Annotated in this window: 19 protein-coding genes; 4 read left to right on the forward strand and 15 right to left on the reverse strand. The window is 63.0% G+C overall.

Translation table 11 applies throughout. The features are described 5' to 3' along the window. Window positions 1-412 precede the first annotated feature (412 nt). The 3 genes from G6N57_RS28790 to G6N57_RS28800 all read left to right on the forward strand — a co-directional run bounded on the left by G6N57_RS28790 (window position 413) and on the right by G6N57_RS28800 (window position 3,879). A complete protein-coding gene (locus G6N57_RS28790; protein ID WP_133118290.1) occupies window positions 413-1,399 on the forward strand; it encodes a hypothetical protein in 987 nt (328 codons plus the stop codon). Window positions 1,400-1,640: 241 nt separating this feature from the next. Then, window positions 1,641-2,201, forward strand: a complete 561-nt coding sequence (locus G6N57_RS28795) for a hypothetical protein (protein WP_077743351.1) — start codon at window positions 1,641-1,643, stop codon at window positions 2,199-2,201. A 37-nt stretch (window positions 2,202-2,238) separates the two neighbouring features. Then, window positions 2,239-3,879 carry a hypothetical protein gene (locus tag G6N57_RS28800; RefSeq protein ID WP_077743350.1) on the forward strand — a complete coding sequence of 547 codons (1,641 nt, stop codon included), beginning with the start codon at window positions 2,239-2,241 and terminating at the stop codon, window positions 3,877-3,879. A gap of 91 nt (window positions 3,880-3,970) precedes the next feature. Here G6N57_RS28800 and G6N57_RS28805 read toward each other — a convergent pair whose 3' ends face one another. Beyond that, window positions 3,971-5,149: a hypothetical protein gene (locus G6N57_RS28805; RefSeq protein WP_133118289.1), complete on the reverse strand. Its 1,179-nt coding sequence runs from the start codon at window positions 5,147-5,149 to the stop codon at window positions 3,971-3,973. Window positions 5,150-5,295: 146 nt separating this feature from the next. Then, on the reverse strand, window positions 5,296-6,576 hold the full coding sequence (locus tag G6N57_RS28810) for a hypothetical protein (RefSeq protein WP_077743347.1): 1,281 nt from the start codon (window positions 6,574-6,576) through the stop codon (window positions 5,296-5,298). A 739-nt stretch (window positions 6,577-7,315) separates the two neighbouring features. Between G6N57_RS28810 and G6N57_RS28815 the strand changes: the two genes are divergently transcribed. After that, the gene (locus G6N57_RS28815; RefSeq protein ID WP_077743346.1) at window positions 7,316-7,780 is read left to right on the forward strand and encodes a YbaB/EbfC family nucleoid-associated protein; all 465 of its coding nucleotides are present in this window, start codon (window positions 7,316-7,318) and stop codon (window positions 7,778-7,780) included. 1,355 nt (window positions 7,781-9,135) lie between these two features. Here G6N57_RS28815 and G6N57_RS28820 read toward each other — a convergent pair. The 13 genes from G6N57_RS28820 to G6N57_RS28880 form a co-directional block, all read right to left on the reverse strand. Continuing rightward, window positions 9,136-11,271: a 3-hydroxyacyl-CoA dehydrogenase NAD-binding domain-containing protein gene (locus G6N57_RS28820; RefSeq protein ID WP_097925775.1), complete on the reverse strand. Its 2,136-nt coding sequence runs from the start codon at window positions 11,269-11,271 to the stop codon at window positions 9,136-9,138. Between the two features lie 15 nt (window positions 11,272-11,286). Next, window positions 11,287-12,498 (reverse strand): acetyl-CoA C-acetyltransferase, encoded by a 1,212-nt coding sequence (locus G6N57_RS28825; protein ID WP_077743345.1) that lies wholly within the window; start codon window positions 12,496-12,498, stop codon window positions 11,287-11,289. 65 nt (window positions 12,499-12,563) lie between these two features. After that, a complete protein-coding gene (gene acs, locus G6N57_RS28830) occupies window positions 12,564-14,534 on the reverse strand; it encodes an acetate--CoA ligase (RefSeq protein WP_077743344.1) in 1,971 nt (656 codons plus the stop codon). 177 nt (window positions 14,535-14,711) lie between these two features. Continuing rightward, window positions 14,712-15,206, reverse strand: coding sequence for a CAP domain-containing protein (locus G6N57_RS28835; protein WP_061263317.1), 495 nt, complete (start codon window positions 15,204-15,206; stop codon window positions 14,712-14,714). Further along, window positions 15,203-15,589 carry a DUF732 domain-containing protein gene (locus G6N57_RS28840; protein WP_061263316.1) on the reverse strand — a complete coding sequence of 129 codons (387 nt, stop codon included), beginning with the start codon at window positions 15,587-15,589 and terminating at the stop codon, window positions 15,203-15,205. The genes G6N57_RS28835 and G6N57_RS28840 overlap by 4 nt, the downstream gene beginning before the upstream one ends. Further along, the gene (locus G6N57_RS28845; RefSeq protein WP_234815572.1) at window positions 15,559-16,218 is read right to left on the reverse strand and encodes an Rv1363c family protein; all 660 of its coding nucleotides are present in this window, start codon (window positions 16,216-16,218) and stop codon (window positions 15,559-15,561) included. The genes G6N57_RS28840 and G6N57_RS28845 overlap by 31 nt, the downstream gene beginning before the upstream one ends. Continuing rightward, entirely contained in the window at window positions 16,215-16,808 is a 594-nt protein-coding gene (locus G6N57_RS28850; protein ID WP_077743343.1) for an Rv1363c family protein, read from the reverse strand. Before G6N57_RS28850 ends, G6N57_RS28845 begins: the two co-directional genes overlap by 4 nt. After that, entirely contained in the window at window positions 16,772-18,232 is a 1,461-nt protein-coding gene (locus G6N57_RS28855) for an MCE family protein (protein WP_077743342.1), read from the reverse strand. Before G6N57_RS28855 ends, G6N57_RS28850 begins: the two co-directional genes overlap by 37 nt. A gap of 1 nt (window position 18,233) precedes the next feature. Beyond that, entirely contained in the window at window positions 18,234-19,373 is a 1,140-nt protein-coding gene (locus G6N57_RS28860) for a virulence factor Mce family protein (protein ID WP_077743569.1), read from the reverse strand. 29 nt (window positions 19,374-19,402) lie between these two features. Further along, on the reverse strand, window positions 19,403-20,704 hold the full coding sequence (locus tag G6N57_RS28865; RefSeq protein ID WP_077743341.1) for an MCE family protein: 1,302 nt from the start codon (window positions 20,702-20,704) through the stop codon (window positions 19,403-19,405). Then, window positions 20,701-22,017 (reverse strand): MCE family protein, encoded by a 1,317-nt coding sequence (locus G6N57_RS28870; protein ID WP_077743340.1) that lies wholly within the window; start codon window positions 22,015-22,017, stop codon window positions 20,701-20,703. The genes G6N57_RS28865 and G6N57_RS28870 overlap by 4 nt, the downstream gene beginning before the upstream one ends. Then, a complete protein-coding gene (locus tag G6N57_RS28875; RefSeq protein ID WP_036447014.1) occupies window positions 22,014-23,042 on the reverse strand; it encodes a virulence factor Mce family protein in 1,029 nt (342 codons plus the stop codon). Before G6N57_RS28875 ends, G6N57_RS28870 begins: the two co-directional genes overlap by 4 nt. A 30-nt stretch (window positions 23,043-23,072) precedes the next feature. Next, window positions 23,073-24,488 carry an MCE family protein gene (locus G6N57_RS28880; protein WP_077743339.1) on the reverse strand — a complete coding sequence of 472 codons (1,416 nt, stop codon included), beginning with the start codon at window positions 24,486-24,488 and terminating at the stop codon, window positions 23,073-23,075. Window positions 24,489-24,492: the final 4 nt, after the last annotated feature.

Here is a 24,492-nt window from a genome sequence, read left to right on the forward strand (position 1 = left end):
GCAGCACCGTCGACATGTTTCATTGCCACCACGAGTTGTTTGTTGCTTGCGAACTGGGACTTGCCTGAAAGAGCTTCATAATTCACGCTCCGCAGACATGCTGGCCGCGGTGTCTATCATTAGGCGAGCCGGGTCTCTACAACTTCGGATACTGTTGGGGCGCTGGCTAAGTCTGCGAGTTTGGCTCGACCGGTCCGTGCGATCAGGGACTCACTCTGTCAGCTCACAACTTCAGGCGGCTGTGTTGTGTACGGACGACGGCACGAACCGCCACAACGATCGGGATGGCTAGCTGAGAATTCACCTCGACTTCACCGACGAAACCCCAAGAATATTGACTTGACCGCTCATGGGCAAAATCTGATGGAATCACCTTTGCCCGAAGATAACTCAGACCGAAGTCAGGAGCGCAATGAGCGCACCCAGCGACCTTGAAGCTGAAAGTCCAGCAGCGCTAACGACGATCAGCGACGCCTACATTCGCGAATCCTGTCTGGGTGTCGCGGGCTTGATCAACGATCTTGTCCAATGGGGTGCATATGAACCTCACGGCGATCCCGCTGCTATCGATTCAACCTACGCATCGTTGATTTTCCCGGCGCCGCTGTCATATTCGCACCAACTAATCAGGTATTACCTTGAAGGGGTGCGCGACGGGCTCATCGCGTTGTCGCGAGTGTTCACGCAGGACATCACCGTCCATGTTCCAACAGCTGTTCTTAGTCGTCAGGTAATTGAATACAGCGCGAGCGCTCACTATCTTTCCGATCCGGACGACACTCCTGAGATGCGGCTCGCCAAGATGCTGAGCATCTATAAGCCGTCGTTGGTCAAGCGCACGCTCAAGGCACCACAGGTGCACGGCCTCTACAGCGCGGCGAACAGATTGTTGAACGACTGGCAAAGCACTACGTCGCTGCCTTCGGCGACTCCCCCGTTCGGCAGTATCACCGACGCTGTTGCGGTGTTGCTCAGCAGTTTCGCCGAAAGGAAAGTGTCGGAAGGGTCGTATCGGCGGTTATGCGGGTTCGCCCACGCGTCGCCGCGAGACATCACCGAACTGTATGAACTCACTTGGCGGGAATCGGCACAGATGAACGCTGTGCGCTACGCCGAAGCTGTCGGCGACATCGCTGTGGGCTTACGCAGCGTATGCGCCGCCACACTCAGGGTGTATCGCCTGCGTGTGCCACCGTCAGAGTTGGACCACAAACTCCTCGGCATCAGAATCCAACACTTTGGCCTCGTCATCGACGAGATCACCGCACGACTCGGCGCATTCTGGAAAACCGTGCCACAACTGATGGAACAGGCATACGCGTCACGGGGAATGGAGTCGCCGCGACTGGAGGACCTGTTCGATGATATGTCCGACGATGGCGAGGACGAGACCGATTGAGGACCGCTCCGGAGCAAGTTGGCAGCGGCGCCATGTGGAACCAAGGAAGACGAAACCTATGAATTTGGACCGACTCTCACATGAGGCTTTTCCGACCCAGATGGCCTGTGACAGGGCAATGTCAGTGAAGGAAGGGATGGTGTTGGCGACAAGAAGCCGCCGCATCTCGTCACCCGGAGCGAAAAGCCCTGTCTAGGAAAATATTTGATGAGAGCTGCATCGACCGTATCGGGGGCGAGAAATGACCTACAGTGAGCTGGCGAAGAGGTTGCAGGCACTACTTGCAGGGGATCCGGCCGCATTGCGGCACGTCGAGGCCATGACTGATGTCGTGGACTTTCCGACGACACCGCTGCTGCAAACACATCTGCTACCACCCGAATTGGACTCGTTGGCGGTGCTAGTCGTCGACCTCAACGACCCCGACCAGCACCGCGCACTGGCGACCCTCGGCGCGTTCGAGAACTTGGGTATCCCGCGACGCCGGGACCTCATCGATGGAACGGCCCTCGCCCTCGCCCCGCCAGGCTGGAGCTATTTCCTGTGGCCGTGGCAGGTCGCTATTCTCGCTGGCAAGCATCCGCGAACACACGCCGCACGCAAACTGTTGTTCACCGAGCTCTTATGCCCCCGCCCCTGGTATGACCAACTCGCCCACGGCCAGACCGGGGCAATGGGCCTGTTCATCGGCAACTTCTTCAACCAAGACGTGTCCGCACAAGCGATTGTCGACCACATGAGGGCAGGTGAACTGCTCGCCTGTGTCGTCCCAGGGCTCACCTCGGAAGGCAAACTCCGCTGAACCACGCCGCTAGTCAGCACCGGAATAGGGACACGCAATGATGGACTATGACCGGGCGTTCTTCGCCCGGAATCTACGACCGGAATTCCTCGCCACCGCGGCGGGACAACAGACCCTCGAATGGGTCGATTACCGCGACCACATCTGGGCCGCTGCGCTCACGGGCGAGCGCATTGAGCGCCGAAACTTTGATCCCTCACTGCTGATCGCCCTCGACACCGAGCTCAACTACACCAGCAAGCAAGCCGGCGACGCGCTTGGCAAGGTCAACCCTCGCACCGTGGGAGCATTTGGCATCTTCGACGACCTCGTGAGCGCCGCTAGCTGGGGCGAGGATTTGCGGGCGGGCGGACTGGGCCAGCCGATTTGGGCGGCAGGCGCAGCCGGGGCTGGGACCGCAGCACCCGGCGGGTACTTGGCGCGATACTTGCGTTGCTACGCCCAATGGCGGGCAACATCATTGCTGTCCGACCTGATGGAAGTGCCCGACGAATCCGGCTCCCTTACCGTCATGATTGAGGCGCTCTCCGCTCGCCTCCTCCCATCGCGCGCCAGTTTCTGGTGGGCATCGCGCGAACTGGCACAACTGATCGCCCGACACACACCCAATGGCGTTCTGCCACAACAAGCGGTCAACGAGTTGGCCGACTACGTCGACACCACCGCCCAACAAGCCCACTGGTGGGACGGCAATTGCGGCGCCGTGCCCCTCTCACCGGCCGCGCGTGCCGTTGCCCAACTGTGCTCGTATCCGTGTGGATCGCAAGCCGAAAAGCCGTTCGACGACATCATGGTCAAACGCGATATCGAGGTGCACCCGTTCATCGACGTCGACGGGGTGATCATCCCGGCCGCGCTACAGCACATCTTCGAGTCCTACCACGTGGCGATCTTTGATGCCCTGCGCCGAACACACGGGAACAATGTCGACACCTCCGAGCTGTTCGAGCTCGTCTGCCGAGACACGCTAGCCCGGCTTTTCACGACATCGACCAGGCTCTTTCCCGACCGGATGCACGTCTACAACCGCGCCGGAAAACAAGTTGGGGAAACCGATTTCGCGATCGCCCATGGCCCGGTCCTGCTGCTCGGGGAAGTGAAGTCGAAAGCGGCACCCGGGCAGGTCCTCATGAATGGCAAGCGGTTCAACGACCAAATCACCGAGACGATCGAACAACTCGATACAGTCATCGACAACCTCGCCAACCACGAGGGGACCCTGGTGTCCAACGGCCACACCGTCGACACCACCGGAATCAGCACATACCTCGGGTTCGCTGTCGTGCTCCACGACTACGGCGGCGGCATATGGAACTCAGCCGTGCTGCACCAGGCACGCAAGGGCCGGCCCGGATTCGCGATCCTGCGCGCAACCGACCTGATGTTGCTGGCTCACACGCTGCGCGACATGAGCGAGTTCATCGAATACCTGAAATTCCGGCAAGAATTCATCGACCACACCGGGATGTCGACCGACGAAATCGACATCCTCGCAACTTTTCTGGAGGACTCCCGCCGGTTTCGGCACCGACTCAGCAACACCGCCGACATCACTGGCCTGACAACCCTGCTACGGCCGCGGGATGTGGACAAGACACTGCTGAACTCCCCCACGCCACCAGCAAGTTCGGGGCAGTGGCGGGCAACGGTAGCCAACCTCCCCAAAGTGGGCGGTTGACTTCTCCAAAGGCGCTTCGGTCACTCGTCGACGATCCCGTCACTATCGCCGAGCGACCATGCTCGCCGGGAAACATTTCAGGTTCGTTGCCTTAGCCCGCAGCGCCCTCGCCTGTGGATTCGTCTGAAGGCTGCATCGCCGAATGTCGATCGGCCAACTGACCCAGCCCGGCATGAAAGGGTAAGTCCACAAGGCGTTCAAGCGGTAGCGCGACTTGCTCACCTCCAACCTGACGTAGGCAGCGCAGGCTTACCAGCAGTAGGCCTCGGTGTTCGGCGGTGAACAGATGCGCGAACGCTGGCGCCTTCCATGCCGATCCGCCCAGGATTGCTTCAAAACAGGCCAATTCGGCGGTCTGGAGAAGTTCACGGGCCACCACTGGGTTCGCGCGAAGGCGGGCCACGAAATCCATGTAATCATCGATGTACGGTGGCGGCTGGGCTATCGCGTCGCGTAGAGACGGGACATCGATGCGTATCGCGTCAGCACCAGCAGCCGTGTAGGCGCGGTGTGTTTTTTCTTGATAGTAACGGACAAGCGAGTCAGCCCGCTCCAGCAGTGGCAACAGGAAAACGTCGTTTTCATCACCGGTCGTCAGCGCCCGTATTCGACGCGCCCGCAATTCGGTTTGCCCAAGCGAATCGATTTGGCCGGCATCTCTGGTAGCTGCCAGGATCAGCGCGAGCAGCGCGTGACCGGCCAGCACCTGAGAAGCGGGTTCGGGTAGAACGCCTTGCAGTTCGGATGCCCGTCCGAGTTGTGCCACTGCTGACAGCAATGCCGGAGCGTCGGACAGGACTCCATGGCCCCGCAAGAATCGCGTTAAATCCAGTGGGACGTCCGGAAGTCCTTTGAGCTGAACATCTGTGCGCGTCTCAGCGATAGTGCAGTGCTCTCCGTCGACGTGAGCGAAGCGCTCGGGTATCCACGCGTGGCCTTGTTCACGGTGGGTCAGCGCTTCTACGTCGATCGCAGTGATTCCCAATTGACGCGCGAGGTTTCGGCCGCGAACGCTTATTGTTTGGCGCATGATCGCGACGCGATCGAGACGCAGGAGTTGCCGAAATCCCGCGAGCCAGACCAACGTATAGGGCTCGCCTTTTTGGCCCGCGCCTCCTTTCGACTCATAACTTGATGTCTCGACACGCAGCCTATTGTCGACATCGATCGACAGGACATCGATATCGGTGAGCACACTGCGCGCAGAGTCGTCAGTGTCGGCGGGCAACGGAACACGCAGTCGCACGAACGCGCCCTCAGCGAACTCCAATCGAGCTATCCGTCGTTCGAGGTCCCCGCCGGCGGTGTCGCTCGGCCGGGTGCCCGGTGGCGTCTTCTCCGAGCGCCGGTATGTCCTGCTGGTCGTGCCCTGTCGACGCCCTGAGCGATGGGGTTGGCCGGTTTCGTCCGACGATGTCACTTTTGGCTCCTCAGTGTCCGCGCCACAGGTACTTCCCGGAGTGCCGAAAGCAGCCGTTGTTGTTCGACCTCGTCGACGTCAGTCGTCAGTCCCAGACGCGCGCGTTCACGTTCAACATGCACGTACGAGCGCTGAGCCCGAAGGGCTGCGGCATCATGGCCGCCACTTGTGGCCGCGTCACGGATGCTGAGCATCGATAGTGCCGACTCAGCGACGTCGGAACGCAAAAGCTCCAATCGATATCGCTGTGCGCTCGAACCCTGGATAACCTTGACGATGCCAGCCTTTTCCAGCATGGGATAGTCGGTGCCGATCGAGGTGACGTCGCCTGCTACACCGTTCTCGATCAGGCGTCGCAAGAACAGGGCCGGGTTCTGCAACCGGTACTCCGCGAAAGTCGCTGCATAGATCATCGAACCGACTAGTTGCCTGACTTGCCCGGACGCGTCGCCGGCAGTTCCACCGAACGGGTCGCGTCCCAGATGGGGAGTAAAGAGGAATCCCTGTTCGATGCCCTCTGATGTCTGAATGAAGGACCGCTGGACCAACCCCTGTGCGATCGCGAAATTGATCCACTTTGGCTCGGTGGATGTCACATGCGCCTCGGGCAAACCTGGGTTCTCCGCAAGCTCTTCGAGTAACCCCCGCAGTTCGACGGTCGAACGAGCATCCGCGGCGGCCAATGCGGCCTGCGCGATCTGGTCACCCTGGGCCCAGACATTTGGGTTATAGACAACGTCTCGCCCGTCCTCAGTGCGGACGCGGCGCACCAGCCCCACCGCGATCAGGGTGCGAACCGCATCCTCAGCGGTTTCGTCGCTGGCACCTGGGGCGGTTTTTGCTGCAGCCAGTGCATCTTCGATGACGAGCGGTTGCAGAGTGGTCGCGCGCAGCAAGGACAAGGCCGCGTAGTCATGCGGCTGTGCATCACAAGCGGTCAACACGTTGTCTGACTCGGCGATCAAAATGCCCGGGGCCGGCATTGTCTCAGTCACCACGAGCGGGCGCCCTTGGGCGTCGCGATCGACGATCAGCCAGCCGAGCTGCTCCATTGTCGCCACGACGCTTGTCAGGTCTCGCTGCCCCAGACCGATGTCACGGCCCATCGCCCTCACCCGACCGGGCGTGTTTGTGGTGCTGCCCTGAAGCCTGAACGCGAGATCGTATATCCAACCGGCGAACTCGATGGTGTCTAGGTCTGCGCGTTCAGAGGTCTTGGCGTAGGCCGAAAGGTGCCTTGACAGACCCAATACCAGTTCTGCGTCTGACAGAATCATTTGGCAACAGCTCCTCTGAGCGAACACCTGTTAGAGATGGCCCGCGCGTGACCGTTGAGAACTTTAGCCTCTGAGATGCACTGACCGGTACGCAATCTCGACAACCATTTGCGTGGCGACCGCAGCCACAACGTCGTCCTCGGCAGGCCTCGATGGGCGTTGCGAATACTGCGGCACCTTGCGCACAGGGCCGGCTGATCGATCAGGTGGGACCACCCGCTTATCTGCCGATCCCTCTGATAGCCAGGTGGGCTATGAGCGCCTGCGCATGGCGCGGTAGTTCAGCTGTGCCGTGACTGAAGTTCTTTCGCTCCGGACAATCGAGGTCGCCCCCGGGGAGCAAAGGGCGTCTCCGGCATCGGTGGGATGCACGTTCGGATCACCAGTCGCGTTGGAGTCAGAGTTTCTGTAGTACGTGGTCGTGCTGAAGAGCGACCTGGACGAGCGAGTCCAGGTCACGCTCGGTCTCGTACTGGTCTTCGATGCTCGATGGCACCGGTGTGGGCATTGGGCGGGGCCAGCCCCGAGCATGGATCTAGCGCCACGCGGCCCCGGAGCTCTGAGCGTCACCCATTATCGAGATAACGATGCGTCCGCACAGTCGACGGATTTACCAAAAGGGACCGACCATGAGAACCCGACATGGCAGCGGCTACATCTTCGTGCAGCCAACTAGGGAGGCACTGCCGGGGTGCTTGCACTATGGACACGACGCGCTATGGAGCGGCTCCCCGAATGAGTGACGACCACCTTTTCGGCCCGGACCTCGACCTCGACACCCCGCGAAGGTCAAGCCGAAGCGTTCCGGCGAGCTCGACAAGCCATCGACGCCATCGGCCGCGTCGACGGCGTATCCGACAACGGGCTTGTGCGCGCGTGGGTCACCGCCTCCGGCGAGCTCGTCGACATCGACCTGGCCGACGACACCCAATACATGGACTGTGATCAACTGAGCCGACTCATCGTCGCAGCCACCCAGCAGGCCTCGTTCAACGCAGCAACACAGATGGCCGAAGTGCTTGAGCCGCTGGAACGACACCGACAACGGCTACTCGAGGACCTCGAAGGCACCGATGCCTTCACCGCGACGACCCTACGCAACGTCACAGCTGAGGCACTGCCGCATTTCACCCGGCCGCCATCGAGCGATCCTGGCTTCAGCCAAGACCTTTTTCGGCGTCCTTGGCGAGCAGACGACTCCTAACACCAGGCCCACGTTGGATGAGTGCGCCGTCGGCACTGGTTCGTCGCCACGTATCCACGGCAGCCAAGTCCAGTTGGACAGCCAACCCACCGATCCGGTTGCCTACCAAAACCCCACACGACGTCGCGAGACCACTACAGAGAAAAGTACTGTTTCCAACGAACCGGCCGGGCCCGTCAACGCCCGTGGGCAGCGGTCCTCCACAGCGCGAAAGCCATTGCGACGACACGGGTCACCGACTACATCATGCGGGTTGGGCGAGTCAGCGCTCGCACCACAATCAACCGTGAACGGGAGTGGCTATTCACGCACTGGCACTGGGTGGTGGGCGCCGACACCCTGAGCTGGGCGATAAGCACGCGCAGCATGTTTTCGCGTGCGCCGCCCTTGTAGCCTGCGAGCCAATTCTGCAGATCGGCAACGACATTCTGCGGCACGTGAGCCTTATGGCTTGCAAGGCATGACAGTACTCTTCGAATGGCAGTGTCCAGCTCCCCTGCACCGATATGTGCGCACAACCACGCGCGTGTGTCGGGGCTAACGTATTGCGTCGCTAACTCCAGCAAATCCCATGCAAGCGAAACCTCCTGCGCCCGGTTCACATCAGTGTCCGCTTCAAGTTAGTCACCGCGGGGTGCCCGCCGGCTGACGCACCACCTGTCGACGGTGACCGGCCGACGGGCGCCGGTCCACTGACCCCGCCAACACCTCGCCTCCCGCGGCAGTTCGTTTGATCCGTGGCGTCCCGCATTCCATGCGTGCTCTCCCAGGTCGTCGCGTTCGCGCGGCAACGAGGCTGGTCGTCGCTGCCATCGAGGGACTCAGTCATTTTCAATTCCTGATCATCGAAGCGACAATGTGCTCACCTGACGAAAGGCGAACATCAAAGGTGTACGGCGCGACCGGACTGACCACTCCCAGACATCTGATGTAGTGCTTGGCGTCGCGGCCGGTGGCCCACTCTGAACGATGACTGCTGTCGCTTCGCTCCACTGCCCACATCTGAGCCTCCTTGAATCCGAAGGTGACGCACCCCCTCGGCGAGGGTTGACGTGCTCAGATTTAGGGTGCGCGAAAGGCGGCATCGGTGCGCCTATCACCAGGGGGAATTGCTTCCCCCAACGGGGTTGCGGTGGCCGGCGCGCATACCGAATGCACCGGTAAATGCGCTCCGCAGCACCACTCAGGTTCATCCACCCGTCAACTCGAAAACGACTGGGCGGGCACCCCCAGACGCACTCGGACGGCACGGGGCTCTCAGCTCATACCGGTTTGCCGAAAGCGCCGCGCCAACAGTGGTCGGCGACTCCGTGCCAACCACTGTGGTCAGCACGGTCCGCGGACCGTCGAATGAGCTATTCGCTTAGTGAGGCTGGGGGCAGGAAGCGGTCACCGTAGCGGGCGGCCAGTTCCTTGGCACGGGCCACGAAGGCCGCCTTGCCGACGCCGAGCTCGCCCTGGTAGCCGACGATGAACTGGGCCGAGCCACCGGTGTACGGCGGGAAGCCGATGCCCATGATCGAGCCGATGTTCGCATCAGCGGTCGAGGTGAGCACGCCCTCGTCGATGCACTTCTGGGTCTCCAGCGCTTCGGCGAACAGCATGCGGTCGATCATGTCCTGCAGCGGGATCGAGGTGCTTCCGGAGTTGAACGTCTCCTTCAGTCCGGGCCACAGCTGCGTCCGCTTGCCGTCGACGTACTCGTAGAAGCCGGCACCCTTCAGACGCGACGGGCGACCGATCTCGATCATCTTCTCCACCACGGCTTCACCGGGGTGCGCGACGTACGTATCGCCGTTGTCTTCGGTGGCTTTGCGGGTCTCAACCGAAACCTTCTGCAGCAGTTCCAGGTTGAGCTCGTCGAGCAGTTGCAGCGGAGGTGCGGGATATCCGGCCTGCGAACCCGCCTGCTCGATCGACGCGGGCGCCACGCCCTCGGCGAGAATTGCCATGGCTTCCCGTACGAAAGTCATGATGACACGCGAGGTGAAGAAGCCGCGGCTGTCGTTGACCACGATCGGGGTCTTGCGGATGGCCAGGGTGTAGTCGAACACCCGGGCCAGGGCCTCGTCGGAGGTCTTCTCGCCCTTGATGATCTCCACCAGCGGCATCTTGTCGACGGGTGAGAAGAAGTGGATGCCGATGAAGTCCTCCTGGCGCTTCACGCCGGTCGCCAGACCGGTGATCGGCAGCGTGGAGGTGTTCGAGCCGAGCAGCGCGTTGGGCTCGACGATGTCCTCGATCTCCTGGAACACCTTGTGCTTGAGTTCCTGGTTCTCGAACACGGCCTCGATCACGAAGTCGACGCCCTTGAGATCCTGCGGATCGGCGGTCGGGGTGATCCTGGAAAGCAACTCAGCAGCACGCTCTTCTGAGCTGGCGCCCCGGCCGATCGCCTTCGCTTCCAGCTTCCTCGAATAGTCCTTGCCGCCTTCTGCAGCCTCCATCGTGACGTCCTTGAGCACGACGTCGTAGCCGGCCTTGGCCGACACGTAGGCGATACCGGCGCCCATCATGCCCGCGCCCAGCACACCGATCTTCTTGATCTCCTGCTTGGCGATGCCCTCGGGGCGCGACGCGCCACCGTTGATGGCCTGCAGGTCCAGGAAGAACGCCTGAATCATGTTCTTGGCGGTCTGGCCGGCAGCCACCTCCGAGAAGTAGCGGCTCTCGATACGGCTGGCGGTGTCGAAGTCGACCTGCGCACCCTCGACAGCAGCAGCAAGGATCGCCCGAAGGGCGGGCACCGGAGCACCCTTGAGCTGGCTACGCAGGTTCGACCCCAGCGACGGCAAGATCGCTGCTAACCCCTCACTGCCAGGAACCTTGTAGCCCTTGACGTCCCACGGCTGGGTGTGGGCCTCGGGGTTGGCCTTGATCCACGCCTTTGCGGCCGGAACCAGCTCGTCGACCGAACCGACCAACTCGTCGACCAGACCGGTCTCCTTCGCCTTGGCCGGGTTGAAGCGCGTGCCCTGGCTCAGGACCTCCATGAAGGCCTTCTGGATACCGAACATGCGCACGGTGCGGGCCACGCCGCCACCACCGGGCAGCAGGCCCAGGGTGACCTCGGGCAGACCGATCTGGCTGCCCTTGACGTCGGCGGCGATGCGGTGGTTGGTGGCCAGCGCGATCTCCAGGCCGCCGCCGAGCGCGGCACCGTTGATGGCGGCCACGACGGGCTTGGGCAGGGTCTCCAGCTTGCGCAGATCAGCCTTGACACGTTCCACAGTGTCAAACGCCTCCGCCGCTTCGCCTGGCCCCAGATTCAACATCCATTTCAAGTCGCCACCGGCGAAGAAGGTCTTCTTCGCGCTAGTGATGACCACACCGGTGATCGAATCCTGCTCAGCAACAAGGCGTTGTACCGCGCGGTGAATCGATTCCTGGAAATCGGCGTTCATCACGTTGGCCGAACCGGTCGGGTCGTCCAGCGTCAGGGTGACGATGCCGTCGGCATCTTTGTCCCACTGAATGGTGTTCTCAGCCAATGTTTTTCGCTCTCCCTAGACGCGCTCGATGATGGTGGCCACGCCCATGCCGCCGCCGATACACAGCGTGATCAGGGCACGTCGAGCGCCACGACGCTCGAGCTCGTCGACCATGGTTCCGGTGATCATGGCGCCGGTGGCGCCCAGCGGGTGACCCATCGCGATGGCGCCACCGTTGACGTTGAGCTTCTCGTCCGGGATGTTGAGGTCCTTCTGGAACTTCAGGACGACGGAGGCAAAGGCCTCGTTGAGCTCGAACAGGTCGATGTCATCGACCGTCAGGCCGGCACGATCCAGCACTTTTCGGGTCGCTGGCTGCGGTCCAGTCAGCATGATCGTCGCGTCGGCGCCGCTGGTAGCCGTCGCCACCACGCGCGCCCGCGGCGTCAAGCCTTGAGAGACGCCCGCCTTCTCCGAGCCGATTAACACCAGCGCGGCGCCGTCAACTATGCCCGAGCTGTTTCCACCGGTGTGAACGTGGTTGATCTTCTCGACGTAGTGGTAGCGCTGCAGCGCCACGTCGTCGAAGCCGCCCATCGCGCCGAGGCCCTCGAACGCGGACTTGAGCTTGCCGAGGTCAGCCGCGGTGGTGCCGGGGCGCATGTGCTCGTCGTGGTCCAGGACGACGAGGCCGTTCTGGTCCTTGACCGGGACGACCGACTTGGCGAAGTAGCCGCCGGACCAGGCCGCCGCCGCGCGCTCCTGCGAGCGTGCAGCGTAGGCGTCGACGTCGTCGCGGGAGAAGCCCTCGATGGTGGCGATCAGGTCGGCGCCGATGCCCTGCGGGGCAATGCGGTGGTCGTAGGTAAAAGCGACGTCGTTGAACATGGCGCCACCGTCGGAAAGCATCGTGATGCGGCTCATCGACTCAACACCACCGGCCAGCACCAGGTCGTCCCAGCCCGAACGCACCTTCTGCGCAGCCATGTTGACCGCCTCAAGACCCGACCCACAAAACCGGTTCAGCTGGACCCCGCCGGTCGTGTCCGGCATGCCTGCCGCAATAGCGACAGTGCGGGCGATGTCGCCGCCTTGCTCGCGGATCGGTGTCACCACACCGAGCAGGACATCGCTGATCAGCGTCTCGTCCAGGCCCGGGAACCGGGCGCGCAGCTCCTCGATGAGCCCGACCACCAACGCAACCGGGCGAATCTCGGTAAGAGACCCACCACGCTGTTTCCCGCGCGGAGTGCGAATCGCCTCGTAGATGAACGCTTCTTCAGACATATCAGCTCCCTGCCATGTGGCGTTGGTACTTGCAGATCGTGAAAGACATTCCGGTTAGCGGCCTCTTACTTGCTGGCGCGGATCGCCTCGAACACGCTGGGGTCGACCAGGGTCGAGGTGTCACCGAGCTCGCGGCCCTCGGCCACGTCGCGCAGCAACCGGCGCATGATCTTGCCGCTGCGGGTCTTGGGCAGCTCGGGCACCACGTGGATCTCGCGCGGCTTGGCGATCGGGGAGATCTCGGTGGCCACCTGGGCCCGCAGTTCCTCGATCATGGTGTCGGCCCCGCCGTGCGCGGACGCCGTGAGGATCACGAACGCGCAGATGGCCTGGCCGGTGGTGTCGTCGCTGGCGCCGACCACGGCGGCCTCGGCCACCCCGGAGTGCCCGACGAGGGCCGACTCCACCTCGGCGGTCGAGATGCGGTGGCCCGAGATGTTCATGACATCGTCGATGCGGCCCAGCACCCAGATGTTGCCGTCCGAGTCGTAGCGGGCGCCGTCGCCGGCGAAGTACCAGCCCTGCTCGGCGAAGCGCGACCAGTAGGTGTCGGTGAACCGCTGCGGGTCGCCCCAGATGCCGCGCAGCATCGCCGGCCACGGCTGGTCCAGCACCAGGTAGCCGGTGACATGTTCGGCTTCGTCGGCGCCGGGAACCAGCTCGTTGCCGGCGTCGTCGACGATCTTGGCCGAGATGCCGGGCAGCGGGGTCATCGCCGAGCCGGGCTTGGCCGCGGTGACACCAGGCAGCGGGGAGATCATGATCGCCCCGGTCTCGGTCTGCCACCAGGTGTCCACGATCGGGGTCTTGTTGGCGCCGATGACTTCCCGGTACCAGCGCCAGGCCTCGGGGTTGATCGGCTCGCCCACCGAACCCAGCAGCCGCAGGCTCGACAGATTGTGCTCGGCCGGGATCTGCCGTCCCAGCTTCATGAACGTGCGGATCAGCGTGGGCGCGGTGTAATAGATTGTGACGCCGTACTTTTCGATGATCTCGAAGTGGCGGTGCTCGGTCGGCGAGGTGGGAGTGCCCTCGTACACCACCTGGGTGGCGCCGTTGGCCAGCGGCCCGTAGGTGATGTAGGTGTGCCCGGTCACCCAGCCGATGTCGGCGGTGCACCAGTACACGTCGGTCTCGGGTTTGAGGTCGAAGACGTTGTAGTGCGTGTACGCCGCCTGGGTGAGGTAGCCACCCGAGGTGTGCACGATGCCCTTGGGCTTGCCGGTGGTGCCCGAGGTGTACAGCAGGAACAGCGGCTGCTCGGAGTCGAACGCTTCCGGGGTGTGGTCGGTCGACGCCTCGTCGACGGTCTCGTGCCACCACAGGTCGCGGCCGTCGGTCCAGTTCACGTCGATCCCGGTGCGCCGCACCACCAGGACGTGCTCGACCGACGGCTGATCCGCGACAGCTTCGTCGACCGCGTCCTTGAGGGAGGCGGCCTTGCCGCGGCGGTACTGGCCGTCGGTGGTGATGACGAGCTTGGCCTCGGCGTCCTCGACGCGCGCCTTGAGCGCACTGGCCGAGAACCCCGCGAAGACAACACTGTGCATGGCGCCGAGCCGGGCGCACGCCAGCATCGCCACGATCGCCTCGGGCACCATCGGCATGTAGATGGCGACGCGGTCGCCGGCGGTCAGTCCGAGTGCGGTCAGCGCGTTGGCGGCCTTGCTGACCTCGTCCTTGAGCTGGGCGTAAGTGATGTCGCGGGCGTCGCCGACGGGCTCACCCTCCCAGTGGATCGCGACCCGGTCGCCGTTGCCTGCCTCGACGTGACGGTCCACGCAGTTGTAGGCCACGTTGAGCTTGCCGCCCACGAACCACTTCGCGAACGGAGCCTCCGACCAGTCGAGCACCTCGTTGAACGGGGTCTGCCAGCTCAGCCGGTTGGCCTGGGCGGCCCAGAACGCCAGCCGGTCGGCCTCGGCCTCGGCGTACAACTCGCCCGTCGCGTTGGCGTTGGCCGCGAAATCGGCAGGCGGTGCAAAACTCGACTGCTCCTCAGACACGTTGCCCGAGCGGATCGAGGGTGAATCCATTGCGTGTCACCTCTACTTCATCGTGGCGGCCGGCGTCATGCGTCATCGAGCCCGGCGGCGTATCAACCGGCACGCGTGACATGGTGCTGGCTTGCGCCGCCGGAAACACCCACCGCTGGGGGGAATTCACTCCTCCGACCCGGGGATTGATTCCCCGAACGGGAGGTGTTGATGTCGTCAGGGATCGGGGCTGCCATAGACCGCGACGAGCACCGAGCGATCGAGGCTGTTCTCCGACCAGACTCCGATTCTCGTGAAGCCGCAATCCTGCATGATCGCCAGATAGTCGGGCCGGTGATACCACTGATTGATCACGTCGAGGTTGTTGATCGCCAACGCCGGGTTGATGGCGATGGTTTGGGCCACTCGTCCACGAAATCCCGCGTTAGATGCCCGAACTTGTGGTGTCGACCCGTCCGACCCGGTGTCACCGTCGAGGGATCTGTTGTTGAGGACGTCGAGGGTGTGCCAGTGGGCGGCTTCCAGCAGGCGCGGATCTACGGTGATGTTGTTGGCGCAGCCAGCTTGGCGTTGGACGGTGTAGACGTTGGCGACAACACTGCTGTTGAGGCGTCGGTTGTCTGCTGCGGCACCGGGTGCATGCAGCAATGCGGTCACGGTGAGCACGCCGCACTGGGCCAGGATGGCTAGCCGCCGGGCATTGATTGTCATTTCACCTCGCCGGGTCGATAGCCGGCTGCCGAATTCCGCAGCTGCCAGATCAATTCGGGGCACAGCTCGTTGACGGCTTGCGTTACCAGATAGGACGCGTGGAATTCGTCGTTGGTGTTGAAGTCACGATCGATGTCGCCGATGAGTTGGCGGTAGGCAATTCCAGCTGCCACTTCCGAACAGATGTCGTGCCCATAGGCCAGGGCGGCGTCAGGGCCGGCGAAGTTGTAGCCGGGGCGCACGGTGACGTTGACCAAGTACACGAAATCATCTGCGGCGGCACGTGGCACTGCCGTTGTCGCTGTCGCCGTGCCCATCGCAGCGGCGATCAATACGAGCGCCGTTGACCGGTTCAGATCGGGGTGAAATCGGAAACGAGCCATCGGTCACCCACTTTGTCCATCGTCACCCTGACAGTCGAGGCTGTCGCGGTCGGCGGATCTGCGCCCACGATCGTCGTTTGGTTCACGAAGACCATGACCACCGCGCGCTTGGCGGTCGCCGAAACCACCGAGGCTGCAGGCACTGTCGCCACTGCGGATATCTGCTTCTGCTGGGCGCCCGGTATCACGACGTCGTGGGTCAGCGCGTTGTAGGAATCCTTGAACGCCCCGGTGAGTCCTTCGCGTGCTGCCTCCAGATCCTTCTGAACGGTGTCGGGTTTGTAAGACAACATCTTGATCGTGCTGTCGGTAGCGGCGGGCACAGCACTGACGCTGGCAGCCTGGGCGGCGCGCAGCGAACTGTCTTTCCACAGCAGATAACCCGCGCATGCGGCCAGGCCGACGATGAGGACCGGAATGATTCCGTAGGTCAACCACATGACCGATCGTCGAGATGTGCTCGTGGGATGTTCCTCGGCCGCAGCTGGTTCCGAGGCCGCTTCGACTGCAGGCTCGTCGGCGTCGCCACGGGTTTCGTCGGGGAGTTCCATCCGCGCGTGTTCTAGGAGATCACCGCCGGCATCGATGTCGGCTTCGGATGTTTCCTTGGTCTTGAGGCGGGTGCTCATGCCACGAACCCCACATTCGTCACCTTCGCGACGTCGCCGACTTTCTGGACATCGATGCGCATCCGCCACAACCTCGGACGCTGTTCGGCTGCGGCGATATTCGAGGTTTTCACCGACACCGCGACCAGCACTCTGGCCGAATCGCCGGACACAGATTCAATTCCGGCTTCCGTCACCGTTCCCTGCGTCTTGGACTGGGTCTTCCTCACCACTTCCTCAAATGCCGGTGCCCGTTGCTCGAAGTCGTCGTAGAACGTTCCGACCGACCCGTCCAGTACACGCTGAATGTCAGCTTCGACATGTGCGAAGTCCATGGTGGTCAGGTTCAACGCGCCCTGACGACCTGCCTGCAGGAACATGTCGTTGAGCCGCTGTGTCTGCTCGGATCGGTGGGTGTGCCAACCGAGCCAGCCCGTCAGTCCACCGATGACGGCGAGGGTGAGCAGTCCCACCAGCAGAGTGCCACGCACTCCCCTGCCCCGACGTGTGGCTCGGGACCGAAAGCCGTTGTCGACCTTGAGATCGTTGCCGGTGTAGTCGGCGGTGGGCTCGGCTACTTCATCGCTGGCGGGGTCAGCATCGACTGCCATGTTTGCTCCTTTGATCCGTTGTCAGCCAAATCGGCCTGGGTGTACACCTGACCGTCTGGTCCTAGATAGGTGCCTGTCGCCGGGTCGTAGCGGGCTACCGCCATCGGTACCGGCTCGCCCTCAGCAGGTGCAGCCGGCAGGCCCTGCCCGGGTCCCCGATCGGGGATGGGCTGTCCCGACAAGGTTGCGTTGGGGTCGCCCTTCCAGTTGAAGCCGTCATTGAGGGGCACGAAATCCTCGTCGCTCTCACAGAGCTTCACCGTCGGCGCACGTTTGCCTGGCACCGTTTCACACGGCAGGTTGCGGGCGCCGCGCACGTTGAACACTGAATCCTGGGGGGTGCGGCAGTACAGATCGCCGGCTGGGCGCTCGGGGTAGTCCTGGAAGGACGGGGGGCGGCGTTGCTGTGCCGGTAGGAATCCGGTGGTGCACGGTGGTGGCAGGTTGATGTTGGTGTTGAAGGCCAGATAGATGCCCTTGTGGGCCTTGTCTTTATTGTCGCGGTTGGCCAGGTTGGGCCCCTGTAGTTGGGCGATGCCCTGGGGTAAGAGAACGAGCAGTTGCTCGATATCTGGCTGATAGGTCAGGGCCACCTGGTTGAGGCTGACCAGGTTGGCCAACAGGATCGGCAGCGTCGGCTGAACCCGCTGCAGCAGATCGCGGGCCTCTGCGGCCGCCGGCGCTCCATGCTCGATGAGACCGACGACATCGCCATTGTGCTGCCTGAGTTGATCGGTGACCGAGGCCAGGTTCGCCGCCCACGCCTCGATCGAATCGGCGGTGTGGGTTTGCGAGTCGGCGACCGGCTGCCAGTGGTCGATCAAGGTGGTCAGTGAGTCCAGGTTCTTCCTGGCATCGGACGCTAGCGCGGTCGAGCCCCGGACCAGCCGGGAGATCTCTGGTCCGAGACCTCCTACGGCGGCATACGATTCGTCGATCGCCGTCTTGAGGTTGTCATGCGGGATCGCCTGCAACCCGGTGTTGGCGGCACTGAGCAGGCTGTTGATGTCAGGCGGGATAAAGGCGTCTTTGGCGGCGATCACATCGCCGTCCTTCAGTGGTGGCGCTGCGGCGTTGCGCGGCAACAACTCGACGTACTGTTCGCCGATCGCTGATTGGCTGTGCACTTCGGCGCGCAGGTCCGAGGGGATGTCGATGCCCGATCTCAGCGTCAAAACTGCTTGTACGCTGCCGTTGTCGTTGAGGCCCACCGATTTCACACGACCGACCTCGGTGCCGCGGTAGGTGACGTTGCCCGTGGGGTACAGCCCGCCGGTGGTGTCCAGCTCAAGGGTGACCGTGTACTGGCCGATGCCGAACAGGTGCGCCGGCAGCCTCATGTATCCGAAGATCATGACGGTGCCGAACACCACGGCGATCACAGCGAAGATGGCTAACTGAATTTTTGTTCTGCGGTGGATCATGTCAACGCCCCTGATCCCAGCGGTAGGGCGCCACAAGCGGATTGACCGCGGTATAGGGGCTTGGGAGCTGACCGATGGTGCGGCCCCATTGCATTTCGAGCTCGGTCAGGTTGCCTTCCCAGCGGGTGCCGGTGAAGAATCCGGCGTCGATTCGACTCAATGTGAGGTCCACGATCGCAGTCATGTTGGCGTAGTCACCGCGCAGCCACTTCTCCAGGGTTTCGTTCGGGAATGGGTAGGTGGTCAGGATCGACAGCGAGCGCGTCATGTTGGGGCCCGCGTTGGCCAGCGATTCCAGCACCGGGCCGAGGTTGTTGAATTCTCGGACCAGCGATTCCTTGGTTTGTCGTGTCGAGTCAGCGGCCAGGGCACTGAACTTGCCGAGCTGATCCAGTGCTGCGATCAGGTGGTCGCGCTGGTCTTTGAGCACCTGCAAAGCGTCGGGAATGGTGCGTACAGCCCTGTCGACGATGGGCTGTTGGGCGGCGAATTTGCCTGTCAGGCTGTTGAGTTTGTCGGTGGCCTCGATGATGTCGCCGGTCTGCTCGTTGGTTTTCGCGACGAACGTCTCGAGCTGGTTGATGAGGTTTCTCAGATCGGCCTCACGTCCGCGCAGCGCAGTGCTCAGCGCCGTGGTGATGTCTTGCATCTGGCCCAGGCCGCCGCCATTGAGAAGCATCGACACCGCGGCCAGTGTCTGCTCGGTGGTCGGGTAGGCAGCCGAGTTGGCCAACGGGATCAACGAACCCTGGTGCAGCCTTCCCTGCGGTGCGACGCCCGCCGGCGGCGCCAGTTCGACGTGCAACGAGCCCAGCAGGCTGGTTTGGCCGATAGTGGCGGTGGCGTTGGCGGGAAGATTCACTTCGCCGTTGAGGCGCAGCGTCAATAGTGCGTGCCAGTCTTGACGTTCGACCTTGGTGACGGTGCCTACGGTGACATCGGCGACCCGAACCCGCGAATTCGGCTGCAGATTGGTGATGTCAGGCAGCTGCACCTGGATGTCGAAGGCGCCCGGCCCGCCGCCTTCGGTGCCGGGCAGCGACACCGAGTTCAAGCCGCGCCAATTGCCGCAGCCGGTGACGCTGAGGGCGATGGTTGCCGCGCCAACCGTGCCCGCGACCAGTCGCTTCATCATCGTCATCGATGTCGTCGGCCACGCGATGCTGATGGTCATGATCCCGCTCCCGTGGGAATCATCAGGCCGGGCAGCCCGGCGGCGGGGTCGGTGCTGTGATCGGGCGGCGCTGCTTCGGCCGGCAACGCTGCAGGTTCTGGAACAGACACCGCAGACCCCGCGGGCGGAATGTAATCGGGGCGCAGCCAATCCTGGCTGTAGGTGACCTCATTGGGCCGCGCTTGAGCACCGACGAAGGCGTTCTCCCCAAACGGTGGAAAGTTGAACTGGCGGTTTTTGACGATGGGCGCCAGGTACTGCACACACAGCTTCGCCGATTGCTCGGCGCCGAGCCGCGATGCCGCCTCGACCGCGCCGCAGATGAACGAGATCGGATCAGAGAAGTTGTTGACCGCCAGCGCACCGGTCAGTGAGCCGCTCGCCGGCTCGTAGATGTTGCCGAAGTTGGCCAGAGTGGTGGGAAATATGTGCAGGGACTGTTTGATGTCGTCAAGACTTTGCACCAGCGCCGTGCTGATCGACGCTGCCGTGTCCGACGTCGTTCCCACCGCCTCGCGGTTGTCGGCCACGAAGCTTTTCACATCAACTGCCAACGCGCTCAGGTCAGCCATCGCCTGACCTACCTCGTCGGGGCTGTCGGAGAGTAGTGCGCTCACCGCGGCCAGGTTGTGGTTGAGCGTTGACAGCACATCGGTGCTGTCATGCAGCGCCGAGACCAAGGTGGCGAGGTTGGTCAGGGTGGAGAAGACGTCGTCTTTGTGATCGCTGAGCGTGGTCACCGTTTTGGATAGCTTCAGCAGCGCATCGTGGATGTTGGCGCCTTCACCGCGCAGGTTGTCGGCCGCGGTATTGATGAAGTTGCCCAGGGCACTGGTCCCGCCAGGCCCCTGGGGCTGCAGCGTGCGGGTCAGCTTCTCCAACTGCACTCGAAAGTCGTCCCAGCTCACCGGTACTGCGGTCCGCTCGATCGGTACGACAGCGTTGTCGAGCAATTCGGGACCGGATTCATAGGGCGGGGTCAGCTGAATCGCGCGGCCCGTCACCAACTGCGGTGAGAGGATCGCGGCGGTGACCTCTGCGGGGACCTTGTATTGGGTGTCCACCCAGAACGTCACCTTCGCACGTTCGGGTTGCGGTTCGATCTTGCTGACCTTGCCGACCGGCACGCCCAGGATCAGCACGTCGTCCCCGACGAACAACCCGTTACTGTTCTCGAAATAGGCGGTGACAGTGGTGCGGGCAGTTGGGCCGTTCAACCGGAACGCCAAGAGCACTCCGGCCGTCAAGACGACTACCAGGCCCATCGTCAGCGCCAGTTGTGTTTTGCTGATCCTCATTGTCCTTCACCTGCCGGAGTCGGGTTCATGGGCTCGCCGGGAGCGGGTACGAAGACCGGGCTCGGTGTCGGCTCCGGTGTCGATTCCAGCCCGGGGATCGGTGGTGCGGGCGGTCCCGGCGGCGGGCCGCCAGGGGCGGGGGCGGGCTCAGGCTCCCGGTACGGGTATCGCGGATCGCCGGGCTTTCCGGTGATCGCATCGGGCAGATTCAGGCGTGGCTCTCCGCCTTGCCCGGTGCGCGGGAACGGCACCGGCAACGCCGGGGTGCCCGGCTGCCCCACCGGCGGGTCGACGCGCTCAGAGGGAAGCAGCGTCGCGGGGTCCAGACCGAGGTCGGAGAATGCCGCATCGATGAACGGCTGCGCGATCTGGCCGGGGATCAGGTTGGGGATATAGGCCTTGAAGAACGGGCCCGAACCCACCGACTCCCCGAGCGACAGCGCATACTTGTTGAGGAGTTTGATGGCCTCTTGCAGCCGTTCCTTGCGATTGTCGACGATCGTCAGGACGCCATTGAGCTTGTCGAGCATCGGGTGCAACTGCTGACGATTGTCGGCGATGAACCCTCTCAATTGCGTTGCAGCTCTGCTGATGTCCTGAGACACCCGGTCAAGCGCATCGCCTTGGGTGCGCAACTCGGCCAGTAGTGCGTTGCTGTCACGCACAAGGCCGACGACCTGGTCACTGCGATTGGCCAGGACGGCTGTCGCCTTGCGTGCATTGGTGAGCAGGTTGCGCAGTGCGCTGTCGCGCTTGTTGATCGTCTCGGAAAGCCGTGCCACGCCGGCTACAGCGATCTTGACGTCGGGTGGCGTGCCCGCGAAGGTCTGCGCCATGGTGTCGAGTGCGGCCGAGAGGCTGTCGGTGTTGAGTCCTTCGACAGTGGTGGCCAAGTCGCCCAGCGCATCGGGCAGCTGATATGGCGAGGTTGTGCGTTCCAGCGGAATAGTTTCGCGCAGTTGACCGCTGCCTCGCGGGATGACGTCGATCACCTTCGTCCCCAACAGGCTCTTCACCTTGATTGCGGCTTCGCTCTGCTCGCCGAGCCGAATGGCGCTGTCGACGGTGAAATCGACCAGAACCCTCCTGCCGTCGAGCCTGATGCGGTGCACCTTGCCGACGGCGAAACCCGAGACTCGTACGGTGGCACCGGTATTGAGGCCGCCTGCGTCGGCGAAATATGCCGAATACTCTTTGGTGCTGCTGAGCATCGGCAGCTTGTCGAAGTTCAGCGCCGCGGCCGCGATGACGATCGTGATGGCAATACCGATCAGACCGATCGTGCGCGGGTTGCGTTCTGAGAAGGACTTCATTTCGCCGCGCACCGTCCTGTCACCTGTTCGGCGAGCTTGACGTAAACGGGTTGTCCTCCTTTGCCGTTGAGCTTCAAGATCAGGTCACAGATGTAGAAGCTGAAATAGTCGCCGTACATCGCCTGTCTGCCGAGCACCCGGTACTTGTCGGGAAGGGTGTTGAGAATGTTGTCGAGATACTCGTGATCGGCGACGGCGATCGAGGCGACCCGGTCGGTTTGGGCGATCACGTTCTGTAGTGGCGGGCGGGCTTGGGACATCAGGTCGGCGATCTCAGTGGCCGCGTTGTCACTGTGTGCGATGGCAGCGGCGATGTCGGTCCTGCGCGCCGATAGCCCGGCCACCAGATCCGACAGTGAGGTGACCGCTTTGTCGAACTGGTCGCTTTGGCCACCGAGTGAACCCAAGAGGGCGTTGAGGTTGGTGATCACCTCGCCGATGAGCTGGTCACGGTCGGCCAGCGTGGAGGTCATCGCCGCGGTTTGGTTCAAGAATGACCCGATGGTGGCACCTTGCCCCTGGAACACCTCGATGAGCTGGCTGCTCAGCGCGTTGACCTGATCTGGATCCAGCGCCTTGAACAACGGCCGGAACCCACCGATCAGTTCGTCGAGGTCGAGGGCGGGTTGGGTGCGTTCCACCGGAATCGTGGCGCCCGCTGCCAGGGCCTGGCCCGGTCCGTCGCCCTGCTGCAGCTCCAGGTAACGACCACCGATCAAGTTGTCGTACCGGATCACCGCGGTGCTCGCGGTGGTCAGAGCCACCGAGTCCTCGGTGGAGAAGTCGACGAGCACCTTGGCGTCGCTGTCGATCGAAACACCCTGCACCTGACCGACTTCCACGCCGGCGATCCGTACGAAATCCCCCTTCTTCAACCCGCTGATGTCGGTGAACTGCGCGGTGTATTGACTGCGCTCACCGAAGCGCAGGTCGGCGAAGATCGAGAACAGGGCGAACACTCCGACAGCGCAGACGGTCAGGAAGGCGACAACGCGTATCAGGGTGGCGAGCACTTCTTTGTTCACGGATCGGCTCCTGTCGGGGTCGGCGGGCCATCACTGAGTGGGCGTCATGGCGGCGGGTGCGGGGGGAACGAACGGCTCCGCACCTGGTGGTGGGTTGTTCGGATCCGGTGGTGGCTGATCCGAGGCCGGTGGCGCCGGCGGCAGACCCGGCCACAACGGGGTCCCGTCGTCGGCGTACAAGTCCGCGCCGTAAGCCGGTGCGCCCGGATACGGAATGGGTCCGGGCGCCGGCCCGCCACCGAGATTGCGCAGGATCGGCGGCTGCGGGGTTGCACGGGTGACAGGGAAGTAATTGGCCCAACCGGGAAACCCGATGCCGGGGTTGGGCCGAATGTCCATGCCGGTGCCCCACCCGGTGTCGGTCACCAACTGTCGCACTGGGAAGTTCTTCGCAACATCGGGCAGCGAACCGCAGCCCGGCGTTCCGCCGGGACCGCCCTTGGCCCCGACGATCGGCAGGTTGTCCGGATAGAGGTAGGGATCGTTGCCCAACAGCAGACCGATGTCGAAGATCGCCGAGCGCCCGTTGGCGCCGAAAGCATCGACATGGCCGTTCTGCAGCAACGAGACCGACCCATTCAGCAGACAGGTGTACTCGGGCTGGTATTTCATCAGTAGATCCGACGTCGGAGCGAAGCCATTGACCGCATCGACAAGGTTCTTGGCGTTGGGGGCCAACAAGTCGACACCGGCTTGGCCGAAGCCGGCGACGTTGAGCAACAACGTGTCAAGCTCTGCACGCTGGGCGGTGATCGTCTCGGCGGTGGCGCTACCGGCGTCGAGGATCGCGACGATATCGTCGGCGGCACGGTCATAGGTAGCGCTGAGCTCGCCCATCGCCTTCCAGTCCTGGCGGATCACATCCTGGCGCGGGTTGATCGCCGACAGAACCTCATTGGAATCGGTGATCGCCTGCCCAATGTGCTCTCCCTGGCCGCGAAATCCCTGGGCCAGCGCCGACAGAACGGCGTTCAGCTTGGCCGGATCGACCATTTTCAGAACGTCGGTCAGATTCTCGAACACAGTGTTGACCTCAGTGCTGACGTTGCGCGAGTGCAACACCGCACCAGCGGCCAGTCGCTGACTGACAGGGTCGTCCGGATAGCTCAGATCAACGTACTTCGCGCCGAAAGCCGTTGTCGCAGTGATTCTCGCGTCGACATTGGCCGGGATGAACTTGATCTGATCGGGAGCGATCTCCAACTGAAGGCTCACCGCCGAGGCACCGCCGTGGATGGCACTGACGCGGCCCACCTCGACGCCGTGCAGTTTCACCTTCGCCCCGGTTTCCATCACCAAACCGGCGCGGTCTGACATCAGTGTCACCGGGACGAAGGTGCGGAAGGTTCCGGCGAACAGCGAACCGGTCGTGAAGAAGAAAACGCCGAGGGCGGCGACGAGGATCAGTGTCCACCAGGCTGGCTTGATCCGGGCATCGTTGTGCATGGAT

This window comes from Mycolicibacterium boenickei (genome assembly GCF_010731295.1).
GTDB classification, from domain to species: domain Bacteria; phylum Actinomycetota; class Actinomycetes; order Mycobacteriales; family Mycobacteriaceae; genus Mycobacterium; species Mycobacterium boenickei.

Coding starts and splice junctions, on each gene's coding strand:
- G6N57_RS28790 (WP_133118290.1), top strand. CDS start 413: ATGAGCGCACCCAGCGACCTTGAAGCTGAAAGTCCAGCAGCGCTAACG.
- G6N57_RS28795 (WP_077743351.1), top strand. CDS start 1,641: ATGACCTACAGTGAGCTGGCGAAGAGGTTGCAGGCACTACTTGCAGGG.
- G6N57_RS28800 (WP_077743350.1), top strand. CDS start 2,239: ATGATGGACTATGACCGGGCGTTCTTCGCCCGGAATCTACGACCGGAA.
- G6N57_RS28810 (WP_077743347.1), bottom strand. CDS start 6,576: ATGATTCTGTCAGACGCAGAACTGGTATTGGGTCTGTCAAGGCACCTT.
- G6N57_RS28825 (WP_077743345.1), bottom strand. CDS start 12,498: ATGTCTGAAGAAGCGTTCATCTACGAGGCGATTCGCACTCCGCGCGGG.
- acs (WP_077743344.1), bottom strand. CDS start 14,534: ATGGATTCACCCTCGATCCGCTCGGGCAACGTGTCTGAGGAGCAGTCG.
- G6N57_RS28835 (WP_061263317.1), bottom strand. CDS start 15,206: ATGACAATCAATGCCCGGCGGCTAGCCATCCTGGCCCAGTGCGGCGTG.
- G6N57_RS28840 (WP_061263316.1), bottom strand. CDS start 15,589: ATGGCTCGTTTCCGATTTCACCCCGATCTGAACCGGTCAACGGCGCTC.
- G6N57_RS28845 (WP_234815572.1), bottom strand. CDS start 16,218: ATGAGCACCCGCCTCAAGACCAAGGAAACATCCGAAGCCGACATCGAT.
- G6N57_RS28850 (WP_077743343.1), bottom strand. CDS start 16,808: ATGGCAGTCGATGCTGACCCCGCCAGCGATGAAGTAGCCGAGCCCACC.
- G6N57_RS28855 (WP_077743342.1), bottom strand. CDS start 18,232: ATGATCCACCGCAGAACAAAAATTCAGTTAGCCATCTTCGCTGTGATC.
- G6N57_RS28860 (WP_077743569.1), bottom strand. CDS start 19,373: ATGACGATGATGAAGCGACTGGTCGCGGGCACGGTTGGCGCGGCAACC.
- G6N57_RS28865 (WP_077743341.1), bottom strand. CDS start 20,704: ATGAGGATCAGCAAAACACAACTGGCGCTGACGATGGGCCTGGTAGTC.
- G6N57_RS28870 (WP_077743340.1), bottom strand. CDS start 22,017: ATGAAGTCCTTCTCAGAACGCAACCCGCGCACGATCGGTCTGATCGGT.
- G6N57_RS28880 (WP_077743339.1), bottom strand. CDS start 24,488: ATGCACAACGATGCCCGGATCAAGCCAGCCTGGTGGACACTGATCCTC.